The 16633-nt window shown below is 66.5% G+C and carries 18 protein-coding genes; 15 read left to right on the top strand and 3 right to left on the bottom strand.

The window, feature by feature from the left end; translation table 11 throughout:
- The first annotated feature begins 17 nt into the window (after positions 1–17).
- The 3 genes from ABE960_RS07995 (at position 18) to ABE960_RS07985 (ending at position 3727) form a co-directional block, all read left to right on the top strand.
- A complete protein-coding gene (locus ABE960_RS07995; protein ID WP_349761717.1) occupies positions 18–1346 on the top strand; it encodes an MATE family efflux transporter in 1329 nt (442 codons plus the stop codon).
- A 205-nt stretch (positions 1347–1551) separates the two neighbouring features.
- On the top strand, positions 1552–3204 hold the full coding sequence (locus ABE960_RS07990) for a nitrite/sulfite reductase (RefSeq protein WP_349761716.1): 1653 nt from the start codon (positions 1552–1554) through the stop codon (positions 3202–3204).
- On the top strand, positions 3197–3727 hold the full coding sequence (locus tag ABE960_RS07985) for a DUF934 domain-containing protein (RefSeq protein ID WP_349761715.1): 531 nt from the start codon (positions 3197–3199) through the stop codon (positions 3725–3727). Before ABE960_RS07990 ends, ABE960_RS07985 begins: the two co-directional genes overlap by 8 nt.
- 97 nt (positions 3728–3824) lie before the next feature.
- Here ABE960_RS07985 and smrA read toward each other — a convergent pair whose 3' ends face one another.
- A complete protein-coding gene (smrA, locus tag ABE960_RS07980; RefSeq protein ID WP_349761714.1) occupies positions 3825–4415 on the bottom strand; it encodes a DNA endonuclease SmrA in 591 nt (196 codons plus the stop codon).
- A gap of 115 nt (positions 4416–4530) precedes the next feature.
- Here smrA and ABE960_RS07975 point away from each other — a divergent pair, with 115 nt between their 5' ends.
- From ABE960_RS07975 to pdxH, 5 genes are all read left to right on the top strand, one after another.
- On the top strand, positions 4531–4974 hold the full coding sequence (locus ABE960_RS07975) for a gamma-glutamylcyclotransferase family protein (RefSeq protein ID WP_349761713.1): 444 nt from the start codon (positions 4531–4533) through the stop codon (positions 4972–4974).
- Positions 4975–5041: 67 nt separating this feature from the next.
- Positions 5042–5389, top strand: a complete 348-nt coding sequence (locus tag ABE960_RS07970) for an ArsC/Spx/MgsR family protein (RefSeq protein WP_349761712.1) — start codon at positions 5042–5044, stop codon at positions 5387–5389.
- 40 nt (positions 5390–5429) lie between these two features.
- Positions 5430–6053: an NAD(P)H:quinone oxidoreductase gene (wrbA, locus tag ABE960_RS07965; RefSeq protein ID WP_349761711.1), complete on the top strand. Its 624-nt coding sequence runs from the start codon at positions 5430–5432 to the stop codon at positions 6051–6053.
- Positions 6050–6442 (top strand): DUF2069 domain-containing protein, encoded by a 393-nt coding sequence (locus tag ABE960_RS07960; RefSeq protein ID WP_349761710.1) that lies wholly within the window; start codon positions 6050–6052, stop codon positions 6440–6442. The genes wrbA and ABE960_RS07960 overlap by 4 nt, the downstream gene beginning before the upstream one ends.
- A gap of 149 nt (positions 6443–6591) precedes the next feature.
- Positions 6592–7233, top strand: coding sequence for a pyridoxamine 5'-phosphate oxidase (gene pdxH / locus ABE960_RS07955; RefSeq protein ID WP_349761709.1), 642 nt, complete (start codon positions 6592–6594; stop codon positions 7231–7233).
- An 87-nt stretch (positions 7234–7320) separates the two neighbouring features.
- Here pdxH and ABE960_RS07950 read toward each other — a convergent pair whose 3' ends face one another.
- A complete protein-coding gene (locus tag ABE960_RS07950; protein ID WP_349761708.1) occupies positions 7321–10068 on the bottom strand; it encodes a bifunctional acetate--CoA ligase family protein/GNAT family N-acetyltransferase in 2748 nt (915 codons plus the stop codon).
- A gap of 113 nt (positions 10069–10181) precedes the next feature.
- Between ABE960_RS07950 and ABE960_RS07945 the strand changes: the two genes are divergently transcribed.
- Both ABE960_RS07945 and ABE960_RS07940 read left to right on the top strand, forming a co-directional pair.
- Positions 10182–11117, top strand: a complete 936-nt coding sequence (locus ABE960_RS07945) for a histone deacetylase family protein (protein ID WP_349761707.1) — start codon at positions 10182–10184, stop codon at positions 11115–11117.
- Between the two features lie 139 nt (positions 11118–11256).
- Positions 11257–11877 carry a helix-turn-helix domain-containing protein gene (locus ABE960_RS07940; RefSeq protein ID WP_349761706.1) on the top strand — a complete coding sequence of 207 codons (621 nt, stop codon included), beginning with the start codon at positions 11257–11259 and terminating at the stop codon, positions 11875–11877.
- 32 nt (positions 11878–11909) lie between these two features.
- Here ABE960_RS07940 and ABE960_RS07935 read toward each other — a convergent pair whose 3' ends face one another.
- On the bottom strand, positions 11910–12755 hold the full coding sequence (locus ABE960_RS07935; protein WP_349761705.1) for a formate dehydrogenase accessory sulfurtransferase FdhD: 846 nt from the start codon (positions 12753–12755) through the stop codon (positions 11910–11912).
- Between the two features lie 95 nt (positions 12756–12850).
- On the opposite strand from ABE960_RS07935, the gene ABE960_RS07930 reads away from it, so the two are divergent.
- The 5 genes from ABE960_RS07930 to ABE960_RS07910 all read left to right on the top strand — a co-directional run bounded on the left by ABE960_RS07930 (position 12851) and on the right by ABE960_RS07910 (position 16626).
- Positions 12851–13282 (top strand): DUF3305 domain-containing protein, encoded by a 432-nt coding sequence (locus tag ABE960_RS07930; RefSeq protein ID WP_349761704.1) that lies wholly within the window; start codon positions 12851–12853, stop codon positions 13280–13282.
- Positions 13279–13857: a DUF3306 domain-containing protein gene (locus ABE960_RS07925; protein WP_349761703.1), complete on the top strand. Its 579-nt coding sequence runs from the start codon at positions 13279–13281 to the stop codon at positions 13855–13857. The genes ABE960_RS07930 and ABE960_RS07925 overlap by 4 nt, the downstream gene beginning before the upstream one ends.
- Positions 13858–14010: 153 nt before the next feature.
- A complete protein-coding gene (locus ABE960_RS07920) occupies positions 14011–15729 on the top strand; it encodes a 4Fe-4S dicluster domain-containing protein (protein WP_349761702.1) in 1719 nt (572 codons plus the stop codon).
- 5 nt (positions 15730–15734) lie between these two features.
- Positions 15735–16337: a TorD/DmsD family molecular chaperone gene (locus tag ABE960_RS07915; RefSeq protein WP_349761701.1), complete on the top strand. Its 603-nt coding sequence runs from the start codon at positions 15735–15737 to the stop codon at positions 16335–16337.
- Between the two features lie 85 nt (positions 16338–16422).
- Positions 16423–16626 (top strand): twin-arginine translocation signal domain-containing protein, encoded by a 204-nt coding sequence (locus ABE960_RS07910; RefSeq protein WP_071946126.1) that lies wholly within the window; start codon positions 16423–16425, stop codon positions 16624–16626.
- The last annotated feature ends 7 nt before the right edge of the window (positions 16627–16633 follow it).

Raw genomic sequence — 16633 nt, 5'->3', positions numbered from 1 at the left:
ACCTTGCCGGAAGACGGATGCTGCCCGAGCCCACCCGCCGCCAGACGATCCTGCGCCTCTCCCTGCCGATCATGGCGGGCATGCTCACCCAAAGCCTGCTCAACCTGATCGATGCTGCCCTGGTGGGCTCGCTAGGCCAGGTGCCCCTGGCCGGCGTGGGGATCGGCGGCTACGCGATGTTCCTGATCACCGCCGTGGTCTTCGGCCTCTCGTCGGGCGTGCAGGCCCAGACGGCGAGGCGCCACGGCGAGGAGGCCTGGGATCAGCGCGCCATGCCGCTCAACGCCGGCCTGGCGATCGCGCTGGCCGTGGCCCTGCCCCTGACCCTGCTTTGCCTGTGGCAGGCGCCGGGCTTGCTGGCACTGATCAATCAGGATCCCGCGGTCAATGCCGTGGCGGTGGAGTACTTTCGCTGGCGGGTCGTGTCCCTGATCCCGGTGGCGATGATCTTCTGTTTCCGCGGCTACTGGAATGGCATCCAGCAGACCGGCGTCTACCTGCGCATCATCCTGGTGATGCATGCCATCAACGTCATCGCGAGCCTCGGCCTGATCTTCGGGCTGGCCGGGCTGCCGGCCATGGGCGCGTCCGGTGCCGGGGCCGGCACCAGCCTCTCGCTCTTCGTGGGACTCGCCATCTGGGCCATGCTCAGCCTGCGTCGCGCCACCGAAAGTGGTTTCCTGGCCGACTGGCCCCGCCGGCTCACTCTGGTCACCACCCTGCGCCTGGCCACGCCACACTCCTTCCAGCAGTTGTGGTTCGCGGCCGGCTATGCCGTGCTGTTCTGGATACTGGGACGCATCGACACCGCCAGTGTGGCGGTGGGCCATGTGCTGGTAAACCTCTCGCTGTTGTTGATCCTCCCCGGCGTGGGGCTCGGCATGGCGGCGATGAGCCTGGTCGGTCAGGCGCTGGGCCGCCAGGCCCATGGAGAGGCCCATCGCTGGGGCTGGGACGTGGTGCGGCTGGCCTGGTGCTGCCTGGCCGCCCTGGGCCTGCCGATGCTGCTGTTCCCCGAGGCAGTGCTGGGCCTCTTCCTGCACGATCCCGCCCTGCTCGACCTGGGTCGGCTGCCGCTGCAGCTGACCGCGCTGATGATCGTGCTGGATGCCGCCGCCCTGGTGTTCGCCCAGGCCCTGCTGGGGGCCGGGGCGAACCGCACCGTGATGACCACGACCCTCACCCTGCAGTGGCTGGTGTTCCTGCCGATGGCCTGGTGGGTCGGCGTGGTGCTCGACCAGGGGCTGCTGGGCATCTGGTGGGTCCAGTTGGGCTACCGGTGCCTCAACTCGGCCTGGTTCGTGCTGATCTGGCAGCGGCGACGCTGGCAGTCACTGGCTCTCTGAGCCAGATCATTCAAGGCTCTCACCCAACGTCCTCACTCAAGGCCATTACTCAAGGCCATTACTCAACACCTTCCCTCGTGGCCTTCCTGCGAGACTCGTCATTCCATTTTGCATATAAACTATAAGCATTTATTCTTTTCTAGAATAACTGCGAGCGGGTAAGGTAGCGCCAGATCCCAATTTTATCGATTCAGGAACGCGCTGCATGTATCGCTATGACTCCCACGACCAGACCCTGGTCGATGAACGCGTCGCCCAGTTTCGCGACCAGATGCGCCGCTATCTCGCCGGACAGCTCGGCGAAGAGGAGTTCCTTCCGCTGCGCCTGCAGAATGGCCTCTATATCCAGCGCTATGCCCCCATGCTGCGCATCGCCATCCCCTACGGCATGCTGGCCTCCTATCAACTGCGCAAGCTGGGCGAAATCGCCGCCCGCTACGACCGCGGCTACGGCCACTTCACCACCCGCACCAACCTGCAACTGAACTGGCCGAAGCTCGAGGACGTACCGGACATCCTGGCCGACCTTGCCAGCGTGCAGATGCATGCCATCCAGACCAGTGGCAACGATATCCGCAACACCACCACCGACCAGTTCTCGGGGGTGGCTGCCGACGAGGAGGTCGATCCACGCCCCTGGTGCGAGCTGATACGCCAGTGGTCGACCTTCCATCCCGAATTCGCCTTCCTGCCGCGCAAGTTCAAGATCGCCGTGACCGGCGCCGCCGAGGATCGTGCCGCCATCCAGGTCCATGATGTCGGGCTTCGACTGTGGCGCGACCGCAACGGTGAGGTGCGTGTCAAGGTGCTTGCCGGAGGAGGCCTGGGCCGCACGCCGATGATCGGCGAGGTGGTGCGCGAGGACCTGCCCTGGCAGCACCTGCTCACCTACCTGGAAGCACTGGTGCGGGTCTACAACCAGTTCGGCCGCCGGGACAACAAGTTCAAGGCCCGGATCAAGATACTGGTCAAGGCGCTGGGCGTCGACGAGTTCAGCCGCCGTGTCGAGGAAGAGTGGGCCCACCTCAAGGATGGTCCTCAGACCCTGAATGACGAGGCCCTCGAGGCCGTGGCCGGTCATTTCGTCGAGCCGCCGCGCCGCGAGGTCCCAGGCGACGCCATCGAGGCCTTTGAACGGCTACGCGGCGAAAACCGGGCCTTCGCCCGCTTCGTCACCAACAATGTCACCGGTCACAAGGTACCCGGCTACAAGGCGGTGACCCTGTCGCTCAAGCGCCGCGAGCACTCTCCGGGCGATGTCACCTCGGAGCAGATGGTCGCGGTGGCGGATCTGGCGGACGAATTCGGCCATGGCGAGCTGCGAGTCACCCACGAGCAGAACCTGGTGCTCACCGATGTGCCGGTGGATCGGATCGAGGACCTCTGGCAGCGGCTGGAGGCCCTCGGCATGGCCAACCCCACTGTGGGCACCCTGGCCGACCTGATCTGCTGCCCCGGCGGCGACTACTGCGGCCTGGCCAACGCCAAGTCGATCCCGGTCGCCCACGCCATCCAGGAGCGCTTCGAGGACCTCGACTTCCTCTACGACCTGGGGCCCCTGGAGCTCAACATCTCCGGCTGCATGAACGCCTGCGGCCATCACCACGTCGGCAACATCGGCATCCTCGGCGTCGACAAGAAGGGCGAGGAGTACTACCAGATCTCGCTGGGTGGCAGCCAGGGCAATGGCGCCTCACTCGGCAAGATCCTTGGCCCCTCCTTCTTCCGCACGGACGTCCCGAACGTGATCGACAAGCTGCTGCAGGTCTATGTCGGCAGTCGCCAGCCCGACGAGACCTTCCTCGACACCTATCGCCGTATCGGCCTCAAACCCTTCAAGGAGCGTGTCTATGCCTGACCAGATCGTCACCCGCCCGCTGATCGTCGACCGCCGCCTGGTCGAGGCCGACTGGAATCGCCACGACGAGGAGACCGTCCCGTCCGAAGGTCCGGCCCTGGTCCGCCTGGATGTCTGGCAGGCGGCCGAACGTCGCGCCGATCTGGCCCCCTGGCTGCCCAGCGACACCGAGCTCACGCCTGAGCTTGCCGCCGAGCTGATGGGGGCCCCAGTTATCGGCATCGACTTCCCGAAGTTCACCGATGGCCGCGGCTACAGTATCGCCCGGTTGCTGCGAGAGCGTCATGGCTACCGCGGCCAGGTCCGGGCCCTCGGCGACGTGCTGATCGACCAGCTTTTCTACCTGTCTCGCTGCGGCTTCAACGCCTTCTCGCTGCGCGAGGACCAGGTCGTCGAGGACGCCCTGAACGCCCTGACGACCTTCAGCCGCGGCTACCAGCCGGGTACCGACGACCCGGAACCCCTGTTCCGTCGTCGCCTGAGGGAACTCACGGGCCGCGCCCGGGAGCCCGCCCTGGCCTGACACAAGCGCCTGACGCAGGTGCCTCTCCGCCCTTACGTACACCGCCGGCCCTCGGGCCGGCGGTGTCGTCTGTCATCGTGTGGAAGCGGGACGGCGATCAGCCACGGCGCTTCTGCTGGCGCTCCCGGTTGTTGGATCTCGCCCGCTCACTCTTGCGCAGCATCACCCAGGTGGCGCCCAGGCCACCATCTGCCTGGCCCGCCGAGACGAAGGCCTGGACCTCGTCGAAGGCCATCAGCCACTTCGCAAGGTAGGAGCGCAGCACGTTCGGCGGACTGTCGATCTCACGCCCCCGGCCATGGACGATCAAGACCGAGCGCAGGTCATGGGCATGGGCCTCGCGGATGAAGGGCGGCAGCAGCCGTCGGCATTCCTCCAACGGTCGACGCAGCAGGTGAAGGCTGGCCTGGACCGGATAGCCTCCGTGGCGAAGGCGCTCCACCACGGCCGTCTGGATGCCGTCCCGATGGAAGCTGATAGGGTCGAAGGGAGGGATCAGGTCGACAAAGTCGTCCGAGAGGAAGTCGCGTCCAGTCTCGGCCGCCGCGCTCTCCCGCCGGGCCAGCTGGGCCTCGCTGGGCTCACTTCGGGCTCGGCCGGGATCGGCCCGATTGGCGGCGTTGCTCAGGGGTCGCACGTCCCCCATCAGTGCCCGGAAATCTTGATCGTTGCGATTCGGCTGGCTCATGGGGGCACCTCCAGAACGTCAAGGGGAGCGTCCATCCTAGCAGAGCCTCCCCGAAGGCTTAAGACGTCGCCTCGAACGTGTCAGGATGATCACCTACCCATGACAAGGAGGTCCCATGCGAACCCGCACCTGGCTCGGTGCTCTGGCCATCGCCTCCCCGATCACCCTGGCCGGCTGGTTGTGGCTGACCATGCTCAGCCCCTGGACCTATGATCGCCCCGACCACCTGGCCCCGATCACGGAGGGCCCCCATCGGGTCTTCGTCTACGGCACCCTGACTCATGCACCGCTCCGCTGGCTAGTCTACGGTCGTGTCGGAGACCCCGAGTCGGCCGTGCTGGAAGGCTTCAGGCAAACCGGGTTGGACCTCGCCCCGGCGCCTTCCTCGCGTGTGGAGGGGCTGCTGCTGAGGGTCGACGCCCGCGAGCTTGCGCGCCTCGATCGGTACGAACGCCTGGGTATCCGCTACGAACGGGTACGCGTCGAGCTGCGCAACGGTCGCACGGCCTGGGTCTACCGACGCCTCCCGGCAGAGGCAGCCGCGGGGATGGAGGAGTGAGGCGGTTGTGGCCTGACGGAGCCGCCTTCTACAATGGCGGCCACCCATCAGGAACCAGGGAGTCTCCATGGCCGGCATCACCCTCTACCACAATCCTCGTTGCTCCAAGTCACGCGAGGCCCTGGCCCTGCTCGAGGAGGCCGGCGCCAAGGTGCGTGTGCGCCGCTACCTGGACGAGCCCCTCGACGCCACCGAGCTCGAGGCACTGATCCAGCGCCTCGAAGGCGACCTACCTACCCTGGTGCGCCGAAACGAGTCCGAGTGGAAACAGCGCGAGGCCGATGCCGACGACCCCCGTCAGGTCGTCGAGGCCCTCCTCGCCCACCCCCGGATCCTGCAGCGCCCCATTGCCGACGATGGCCGTCGCGCCATCATCGGCCGCCCCCCCGAGGCGATCCGGGCGCTGCTCGACTGACCCTCGCCCGCCCGACTCCCCAGGTCACCCAGGAACCCCCATGACCGATAACCACCCTTATGTGCTGATCCTCTTCTATTCCCGTCATGGTGCCACCCGCGCCATGGCCGAGCGGCTCGCCGCCGGTGTCGAGGCGTGCCCGGGCATCGACGCGCGCCTGCGCACGGTGCCGCCGGTATCAACCACCTGCGAGGCCGTCGACCCCGAGATCCCGGATGAAGGCGCGGTCTATGCCACCCTCGATGACCTGCGCCACTGCGCCGGACTGGCCATCGGCAGCCCGACCCGCTTCGGCAACATGGCCGCCCCGCTCAAGTATTTCATCGATAGCACCAGCGAGCTGTGGCTGGGCGGCGCCCTGATCGACAAACCGGCCACCGCCTTCACCTCCACGTCGAGCCTCCATGGCGGCCAGGAGACCACCCTGGTGTCGATGCTGCTGCCTCTACTGCACCACGGCATGGTGTATGCCGGGCTGCCCTATAGCGAGATCGAACTGATGGAGACCACGGCCGGTGGCACGCCCTATGGCGCCACTCACCTGGCCGGCAAGCGCAGCGACCGGCCGCTGGACGAACATGAACGCCGTCTGGCGTTCGCCCAGGGCAAGCGCCTCGCGCGACTCGCCCTGGCCCTTGCGGCCGCGCGCCGGGAGGCCAAATGAGACAGTGGCTGGAGGGACTGGAAACCCGCAAGGGACTCGATCACCTGACCGATGCGTCGCGCCGGCTGGTGCTCGCCAGCTACGGCCTGCTGGTGGCCATGATGGTCTACCGCGGCGCGATCGTCAGCACCGACGGCAACCCCCTGGTGCCGCTGGTGGCCTTCGTGCTGCCGCTGGTGCTCTTCCTGCCGTCGATCCTCGTGCGTCGCGCGCGGGGCCACGCTTGGTTGGCCTTCGTCAGCCTGCTCTACTTCTCTCAAGGCGTGATGGTGGCCACCCTGCCTGGCCAGGGCCTGCGCGGCAGCGCCGAGGCGCTGGTCTCCCTGGCGCTGTTTACCGGCTGCATGGGCTACGCCCGTTTCCGCAGCCGCCAGCTACAGGCCGGCTAGGCGGATGCAGATGGCTTGGCAACGGGGGCGATGGTCCAGCGGAGCTGGACACCATAAGCTTAGTGAAAAATATCCCATGTCCCGGCCATCCGGGGTATTGAGCTCGATCCGACAAGCGGCGACCATGGCACAAAACCAAGGAGAAGGTCATGACGCGTAACATCGCCGATATTCGGCGCGACTATGAAGGTGGCCAGCTCAACGAGTCAGACACACCCGACGAACCCATGGCGCTGTTCGACGAGTGGTTGACCCTGGCGCTGGAAACCGAGGGGGACGACGGCAACGTCATGACGCTGGCCACCGCCGACACCCAGGGCAGGCCCCACGCCCGGATCGTGCTCCTCAAGGGCACCGACGACAAGGGCCTGGTCTTCTTCACCAACTACCACAGCCACAAGGGCAGCGAGCTGACCAACGTGCCCCATGCGGCCCTGGTCTTCTGGTGGCCCGGACTCTCCCGACAGATCCGCGTCGAAGGACGCGTGGAGCAGATCAGCCCTGAGGAATCAGATACCTATTTCGCCAGTCGCCCCCGCGGCAGCCAACTGGGCGCCTGGGTCGCCACCCAGAGCGTGGTAATCCCCGACCGCACCTGGCTCTCGCAGCGCGAGCAGCGCTTCCAGCATGCCTACGAGGGACAGGACATTCCTCGGCCCATCCACTGGGGCGGCTACCGTGTGATTCCCGACATGCTCGAATTCTGGCAGGGTCAGCCGAGCCGACTCCACGACCGCATCCGCTACGAACGGCGCTATGGCAGCTGGAACCGTTTCCGCCTGGCGCCCTGAACGAGACGCTACTGCGCCGAAATGATCACGGCCCTCGCCAATGGCGAGGGCCGTCGTCGTAGCGGGGCCTGGGCCCATCCGGCTAACTCAGTCTGGACGGCTCTCCAGGCGATGCCGCTGCCAATCGCTTTCCGGCTCGTTGAGGCTCATCACGGCATCCACCACCTGCTCCTCCATGTTGTAGCGAAGGCGGAATCCGAGGTGCTTCATCAGGGCGCGCATCGGATGGTTGTCGACCATGACCTTGCCGATCATCTCCAGGGTGCCGACACTTTTGCAGTAGCCGATCATCTTCTTCATCAGCAGGCTGCCGATGCCCAGTCCCTGGAGGTCGTCACGGATGATGACCGAGAACTCGGTGCGGATGTTGTCCGGGTCGTTCCATACCCTGACCACGCCGAGCATTTCCTTGTCGCCACTGTCGCGACGTTGCTCGGCGATGAAGGCCATCTGCCGGTCGTAGTTGATGTGCGAGAGGATCGACAGGTCTCGCTGGGTAAGGTCGGCCTTGTTGTGGAAATAACGGAAGCGGATGCTCTCCTCGGAGAGCTGCTCATGGAAACGGGTGATCAGCGGCGCGTCCTCGGCACGGATCGGCCGCACCTCGACCTCCCAACCATTCTTGAGCGTCACCCACTCTCGCAGTTCCTCGGGATAGGGCATGATGGCGAAGCGCGCAGGGGGGCCGAGGTCCATGGCGAAGTCCACGGCCAGCAGCCCATCGCGGTTGAGCACCAGCGGGTTGAGCTCCAGCCCGCGAAGCTGCGGCAGGTCACTGGACATCTGAGAAAGGGTCACCAGCAACTTGCAGAGCCGTTCCAGGTCGCGTTCGGGATGACTGGAGTGTTCGCGGATCAAGCGGGCGGCGTGGGTGCGTCCCACCACGTCGGCGGCCAGGCTCATGTTGAGTGGCGGCAGCGTCACCTGCCGGTCGGCCAGGATGTTGACCTTGTAACCCCCGATACCGAACACGACCACCGGGCCGAACACCGGATCACGGGTGATGCCGGCACACAGCTGCATGGAGTGCTTGCCCCGCTGCATGGCCTGAAGGCAGTACTCGCGGACCGCGAAGGCAGGAAACTTCTCCTTCACCTTGTCCCCCAGACGGCCCACGGCCTCGGCGACCTGAGACGGATTCTCAAGATCCTGTATCAGGCCGGCGGAGATCTTGTGGGGGTGCTGACGATAGCGAAAGGGGCGGCAGTTGCCTTCATGGACCACCTTCAGGGCCATGGGGCCATCGAAGTCGGTCGCCGCCTCGGCCGCTTCCTCCGGCGTGTGCGGATAGTGGCTGGAGGGCACGGGAACCCCGTAGGCCTCGAGCACCTGGGCCGTCTCGGAATGCGATAGGCACTCTCGACCCTGCTCGCGGGCCTCCTCGATCAACGACCGGCAGCGCTGCCGGATGTCCGCGGTGGTGGCAAAGGGCAGGCTCGGCGGCGTCTCCTGGAGCAGTGCCTGCACGCGCTGATAGTTCACCATGTGCATGAAGGCCTTCACCGCCTTCTCCGGGGAGGTGTAGGTGGGAATGCCCGCCAGGTTGCATTCGTAGCGCGCCGACAGGGCCTCCTCGAGACCCATCCAACTGGTCAGCAGATTGCGCCTGAGCCGCTTGCGAGCGGCGATGATCGCCTGGGCCGTGGTCTTAGACGGGGCCAGTCGCGTCGGGGCATGCACCACCAACACGGCATCCACTCCCGGGTCTACCGCCACGATCTCCAGGGCCTCCACGAGCCGTTCCGGCGTGGCATTGCCGCCCAGATCCACCGGGTTCTCACCGGGCTTGCTCATGTCGAAGTCATCGCGGAAAAGGGCCTCGCGGGTCGCCTCGCTGAAGCTGGCCAGCTTGCCTCCGGCATTGATCAGCTTGTCGATGGCCAGCATCGCCGGCCCGAGGCCATTGGAAACGATGGCCAGGCGGTCTCCTTTCAGGGGCTTCATGCGCGACAGCGTCTCCAGAGCATCGAACAACTCGTCGGAGTCGTCGACCCGCACCACGCCGGCCCGGGCGAAAGCCGCGTGGAATATCTGGTCGCGATTGGCGACACCCGGCGTCGGCGGAAGGCCAGAAATGTCGGACTCCGCGGTGCGACCGCTCTTGATGGCCAGCACCAGTCGATTACGCGAGGCATCGCGCATTGCGGTCATGAAATGCTGGGCGTCCATGATGCGCTCGAGGTGCAGGAGGATCGCCTGGGCAGGCGAAAACTGGTTGATGTAGTCCATCAGGTCGGGTAGCAGGACATCGACGCTGTCACCCACCGTAAGCAGATGAGAGAAGCCGATTCCCCGCCCGGCGGCCCAGTCGATCATGGCGTTGCCGAGCATCCCCGACTGGCCCAGATAGGCCACGCGACCGGCCTTAACCGGTTGGCTGGCATAGGAGGCGTTGAGGTTGCGGCCGGGAACGATCAGGCCCATGCACTCGGGCCCGAGCACACGGATGCCCGACGCCCGGGCGGCGCTGAGCATGCGGCTGCGGATCGAACCCTTTTCGCCGCGATCATCATCGAGATGGGCACCGCCGGACAGCACCAGCGCCGCCTTGACCCCGAAGCGTCCCAGCCTGCCGATCAGCCCGGGCACCGTCTCCACCGGCGAGCAGATCACCGCGAGATCCGGCACCTCGGGAAGATGCGAGACCCGGGTAACGCAGGGCGCCTCGAAGACCGCGTCATAGCCCTTGAGGTTGACCGCCCAGACACTGCCCGTGAAACCGCCCTCCCGTAGGTTGCGGATGACCAGACCGCCCATCGAATAGGGCTTTTCGGAGGCACCGATCACCGCGATGGTGGCGGGTTCGAAGAAATGGCGTAGAAATCGGGTGCTCAAGCCCAGACCCTCCCTGAGCGGGGATTCGCCCCCATCTTGTGTACGACTTTTTGACACTGTCCTGAAAGCCGGTGTCACGATTAAGGTGACTTCAGCCTTTCCGGAGTCAACGCATGATCACCGCCTACATTACCCACCCTCATTGCCAGTTGCACCACATGGGTCCCGAACATCCCGAGAGCCCCCTGCGCCTGGACGCGATCCGCGCGCGACTGATGCTCTCCGGTATCCTGCAGCAGACCATGCAGTCGGATGCCAGGGAGGCAAACGAGGAGCAGCTCGCCAGGGTGCATCCTCTGCGCCATCTCCGCGCCCTGGACAAGTGCGTGCCGGAGCACGGCATCGTCACACTGGACAGTGACACCATGATGAACCCCGACACTCTCAAGGCGGCTAAAGTCGCGGCCGGTGCGGTCGTGCGGGGTGTCGACCAGGTATTTCGCCGCCAGGCAGACAACGTCTTCTGTGCGGTTCGCCCGCCCGGGCACCATGCCGAGGCCACCGACGCCATGGGTTTCTGCTTCTACAACAACGTGGCGGTAGGTGCAGCCCATGCCAGGGCGAAATATGGGGCGCGCCGAATCGCGATCCTCGACTTCGACGTGCACCAGTGCAACGGCACCATCGACATCTTCAAGGATGACCCCGAGGTGCTGGTCTGCACCAGCTTCCAGTTCCCGTTCTACCCCTGGCGCTACCTGCGCAGTGAATGGCAGAACGTGGTCAATACGCCGCTGCCTGCCGGGACCGACAGCGCGGCCTTCCGCCGGGCCATCGAAGACGACTGGCTGCCTGCCCTGCATGCCTTCAAGCCAGAAATCGTGCTGGTCTCGGCAGGCTTCGACGCCCACCGCGAGGATCCCATGGCCGAGCTCTGCCTGGAGGACGAGGATTACCACTGGATCACCCACATGGCGCTGGAGATCGCGGCCCTGTATGCCGATGGCCGCCTGGTATCGGTGCTGGAAGGCGGCTATGACCTGGATTCACTGGGGCGAAGTACGGAGGCACACCTCAAGGCATTGCTCGGGCTGCCATTCAGAGGCTGAATGACATGTTTCCGGGCGGCGGGAAACACGCATCCGCTGACATCTAGCCAAGATGCCCCAAGAAGCCGCAACCAGGCGGCGGCGCAGCATCAGGGTGTGGTAGGCTTGGGGAAACCTCGTTTCCAATAGTGAACAGCGCATGACCGCCACCACCGATCAGGATGCCGCCCTGCGCATTGCCGCCGGCCGCAAGCCCTTCGTCGAACCCCTGCGCCTGGGAGAGCGCCTGAAGGAGATCCGCCTGGCCAACCAGTGGACCCTGGAGGACGTCAGCCAGCGTACCGGCCTCGCCCGCTCCACCCTGTCCAAGATCGAGAACGACCAGACATCCCCCACCTTCACGGCGGTGCAGAAGCTGATCAATGGCCTGGACATCGATCTGCCCCAACTGCTCTCGCCACCCAGGGTCCAGCCTCGCACCATGGGACGTCGCGACCTCACTCGTCGCGGCGATGGAGAGCGCCACCCTACCCCGACCTACGAACACGAGCTGCTCAGCTGCGAGCTCGCCCAGAAGCGCATGATTCCCTTCAAGACCATCGTGCGGGCACGCGACTTCAACGAGTTCAGCGAATGGGTGCGCCATGATGGCGAGGAGTTCCTGATGGTGCTCGACGGCGAGATTCGACTCTACACCGAGTACTACGAACCGCTGACCCTGGCTTGTGGTGACAGCATCTATTTCGACAGCGCCATGGGTCACGCCCTGGTGTCCATCAGCAATGATGACGCCGTCGTGCTGTCGGTCTGCACACGGTGAGATGTCACGCCCTGAGGTTCATGTTCTGAGATTCATGCCCGGGCCCGATCGCCCGGGCGACGCTTAGGCACGGCATCGAGCTCGAGCCGTGCGTCGCCGTGGATAGCCTGGAAGTGGCGGCCCTTGGCCCGGGCGATCAGCAGGACGCCGAAACGCTCGGCCAGCTCCACGCCCTTCTGGGTGACACCCGAACGTGACACCAGCACGCCGATGCCCATCTGGGCCACCTTGAGCACCATCTCCGAGGTGAGTCGCCCGGTGGTGTAGAAGATGTCGGCCTCGCCGCTGTCCGCCTCGGCGAGCCACTGCCGCCCAGCCAGGGTATCCACGGCATTGTGGCGCCCCACGTCCTCGACGAAGTCCAGTACCGCCTCCTGGCGGCACAGCGCGCAGCCATGCACGGCGCCGGCGCTGCGGTAGGTCTCGTTGTACTCCCCCAGGTTGTCCAGCAGCCGGTAGAGCACCGACTGGCACATCACCGTGGCCGGCAGCGGGTTCAGGGCGGCCGAGTCGAGCAGCCGACCGAAGACCGTGCCCTGGCCGCAGCCAGTGGTCACGGTCCGCTGGCCCAGGCGCTCCTCCAGGTCCTCCGGCAGGCGACGAGTCACCACGGCGGCCGCCTCGACCTCCCAGTCCACATGGACCGCCAGCAGGTTCTCGACCTCACCCAGCAGCCCCTGGTTGCGCAGGTACCCCACCACCAGCGCCTCCGGATCGGCGCCGAGGGTCATCAGGGTGACGATCTCGCGCTTGTTCAGGTAGACGGTCAGGGCGCGTTCCGCGGCGATGGCCTGTCGCCGGGCCTCGCCGAACTCGTCGAGCACCTGGATCTCGAGGGTGGCGGGCAAGCGCGCCCGACTCAGGCTGATGTCATGCATCCTCGGCTCCTCGACAGAACGTTGATCATCGATGATGGCATTGTCCATCGGCGGTGTCTTTACTGAGGAAGAGACAAATCCGGAGAGACTCACCCATGGCGTCGATCAGCAGCCATCGCCCCCTCAGCTTCGAGGTCGCAGGCGAACCGCTCGTCATCAAGGGCTTTCCCACGACCCGCTGGCGCGTCGTGGACCTCGCCCCCGGAGAGGCGGGCCCCTGGACATTGGAGCTTCAGCTCTACATGACTGAACGTGCGGCCTACCGGTTCAACCTGACGAGCCGTTCCCCGCGACTCTTCATCCGGGCCGGCGAGGCCGGGGCGACCCCGCGTCCCGATGCCATCACCGCCAGCCAGGAGGTCGCCGCCGGCTGGCTCGATGGCGAGCACCGGGTGCTGGAGGTCAACATGCCGCTAGCGATACAGGCCTGGCTCGAAGCCTATCTCGCCCTGCATGGCGAGGCCCCGGACGAGGGGCGCAAGAAGAAACGGAGGGGTGCCGGGCGTGCCCGGGAGCTCGAGTCATGAGTCGACTGGACCGCTGGTCGCGGCTCAAGCGGGGCGAGTCGCTGGAGGACCCTCCCTCCCCTGCATCCTACCGGAAACACGAGATCGAACAGGAGCCGTCGGCTGCCGATCATGATGACGACTCGGAGAGCTCGGACAAACCCGGCAGCCTCGACCATACCCTGCCCGACCCCGACACCCTCCCCCCGGGCAGTGACATCAAGGCCTACATGGTCTCCGGTGTCAGCGCCGGACTCCGCAAGCGGGCCCTGCGTCGCCTCTTCTCGGCGAACCATTACGGGTTCCGCGACGGCCTCGACGACTACGACGACGACTACCGAGAAAGGCTGAAGCCCCTGGCCAGCGAGGTGGCCGAGCGATTGCGCCACTGGACCCGCCGGCAGGTCGAGGGCGACGACGAGAGGACGGAAGAGGCGCCGTCGGAGGCCGTGGCCGCCCGGGAGCACCACGCCGGCGAGACGATCCCAGATGCACCCGAACGGGCCCCGGACACCGATAGCGCCCAGACAGCGGAGACAGCCGAGACGCGGTCCACGGAACGCCCGGCTGACCATCGAGGCGCGGGGCCGATGTGACGGTCCCGCCCATTGGAACGCCCTATCATGGCGGTAGATTAGTTCTATGTATTAGATCAAGGCAGCGTTTGCGCGCGCCGCGGATTCGACTAAGACTTATCACACAGCACCTGAACAAATGTCCCAACGCATGCAACCTGAACGCGAGGCTGAATGAGCCAGCGAATAGATGTCACGCCGGTGGATGACGACCGCAACCGGCAGGCCAGGGAAGACGCGCGCCGACGCGTGTCCTGGCCGGTCAACTTGAGCCCGGCCCGTGTGACCTATCAGAGCGACGGCCATGCCCTGATCCTGGGCAACGAGCATGATGCACGCCTGGCCGCTCGAGCCCTGCAGGACCGGGGTCTTGCCCCGCCGGCCCTGCTCATCACCGACCCGTTGGACGGCGATCAGGGCGTCGACGACAAGGAAAGCCAGGCCCTGCTGTCCGACACCGCCGGGCTCGCCTGCCAGTCGCTGTCGCGCGCCCAGACACGATCGCTGTCCATCGAGGGCTATCTGGGTCGCTTCTCGGTCAGCCTGCCGGACGACGAGGGGTCGCTGGACCTGGCCCGGGCACTCGGCGAACGCGCTCACTTCGACCTGATCCTCGACCTCGGCGCCACCCCCAGCCTCGCGCTGGAGCTTCCCCCGCCCGGCTATGTCGCCATGTCCTGGCACGCCACGGATCGCGACGAGCACCTCGAGGCGCTGGCCGCCCTGGTGGGAGAATTCGACAAGCCGAGATACTTCCAGATCGACCATGACATCTGCGCCCACGCCGGCAGCGGCAACACCGGCTGTACCCGCTGCCTGGAGGTCTGCCCGGCCGATGCCGTCGCGAGCCACCAGGGCCGCATCGAGTCATGGATCGAGATCGACCCCTTTCGCTGCCACGGGGTGGGCAGCTGCAGCAGCGCCTGCCCCACGGGCGCCATCCAGTTCCGCCTGCCGGAGACCGCCCGCCAGCAGGATACCCTGGTGGCCTGGCTGGCTGCCTACCGCGACGCCGGCGGCACGGCGCCGGTGGTCCGCTTCGCCGAGTCGGAGGACCTGGAAACCGAGGGCGAGGCGGCCGGCCACGTCCTCGATGTCCCCCTGGAGGAACTGGGTGCCGCGGGGCATGATCAGTGGCTGACCGCCCTGGCCGCCGGGGCCGCCGAGGTCCGCATCCAGTGCCGCACAGGCATGCCCGACCGCCTGTCGGCCTTCATCGATGACCAGCTCGTCCAGGCTCGTGTCCTGCTCCAGGCCCTTGGCCACTCACCGGAGCGCATCGGGTGTCTCTCGTCCGGTGACGAGGCGGCCCGCGATGCCCTGCCCATTGAGCCCTCCCTGGCGAGCGCGCCCCCGGTGCTCGAGGCCGATGGCAAGCGCGACCGCCTCAACGTGGTGCTGGCGCATCTGGCGGGGCTGGGAGAGCCCGACGGTCTTCGCCACCGCATGCAGGCCGGCGCCGCCTATGGCGACATCGCGGTGAATCGCGACGCCTGCACCCTCTGCATGGCCTGCGTCTCCAACTGCCCCACGTCGGCCCTGGCCGCCGGCGTGGACACGCCCCTGCTCAGCTTCCGCGAGGCCGACTGCGTTCAGTGCGGCCTATGCGCCGAGGCCTGCCCGGAGGAGGCGATCACCCTGGTTCCCGGCTTCCTGGCCGACGCGACGCGCCACGAGCGGCAGATACGCCACGAGGAGGCCGCCTTCGCGTGCACCCAGTGCGGCAAGCCCTTCGCCACCGTAAGCACCGTCAGGGCCATCAAGACCAAGCTGGCCGACCACCCCTACTTCGCCGGCGATGCGATTGCCCGTCTGGAGATGTGCGAGGACTGCCGCGTCCGGGACGTCTGGCAGGACATGGCCCGCAACCCCGAATCGCAGCTGAGGGTATGACCGCCATGAACGAGTTGAACGAGAGCGATGCGCTGCGGGCCGATGTCTACCGGCTGCTGGCAAGGCTGCTGCGCGAGGCCCCGGACGCCTCGCTGCTGGACTGGCTGGCCGGGCTCGAGGTCGAGCAGGACGGCACCCTGCTCGCCGAGCACTGGGCCTCGCTGGTCGACGCGTCGGGCGAGTCCTCGGTCGAGGACCTGGAGCGGGCCCATTTCCAGCACCTGGTCGGGGTGGTTCAGGGTGACGTCACGCCCTATGCCTCCTGGTACCGCAACGGCGAACTGATGGACGCGGCCCTGGTGGCCCTGCGCCGCGACCTCAAGGCCCTGGGATTCCGGCGCGCCGAGCACAGCCGGGACCCCGAGGATCACCTCGCCGCCCTGGCAGAAGTGATGGCGATGCTGATCGAGGGTCGTTCGCCGGAGGAGGCGCGCTTCTTCATGACACACCTCGCTCCCTGGGCCACGGACTGCCTGGCAGACCTCGGCCGGGTCGATACCCTCTTTCATGCCCGCCTGGGCCGACTCGGCCATGCCTTCATGGAACAGGAATACCGCCGTCTGGAGGCGGAGGCACAGCAGGACCCGGTTCGGATCGTCGAACCCTGACGCCTCCCGGGACAGTCTGATGGCACCACCACAACAACAATGCCCAGCACGGGCCAGACACAGCATGAGACGAGGAGATATCCCCATGCCCAACACACGCAATCCGGAACGCCGGCGCTTTCTCAAGACCCTTGGCGTCGGGACCGCCGCGGCCGGGGCGGCAGCCGCGGTCGGCCATGTCACCCTGGCCCAGGCCGAGGCCAAGCCCGAGGCCCGGGAGGCCGAGCCCTCTCGCGAGTACCGGGAAACGCCCCACATCCGTGCCTTCTACGCCACCCTGCGTGACTGACGGCCCC

Origin of the sequence: Halomonas aquatica (assembly GCF_040196335.1) — a bacterium.
Classification (GTDB): domain Bacteria; phylum Pseudomonadota; class Gammaproteobacteria; order Pseudomonadales; family Halomonadaceae; genus Halomonas; species Halomonas aquatica.
This window is presented reverse-complemented; position numbering and strand designations above follow the sequence as displayed.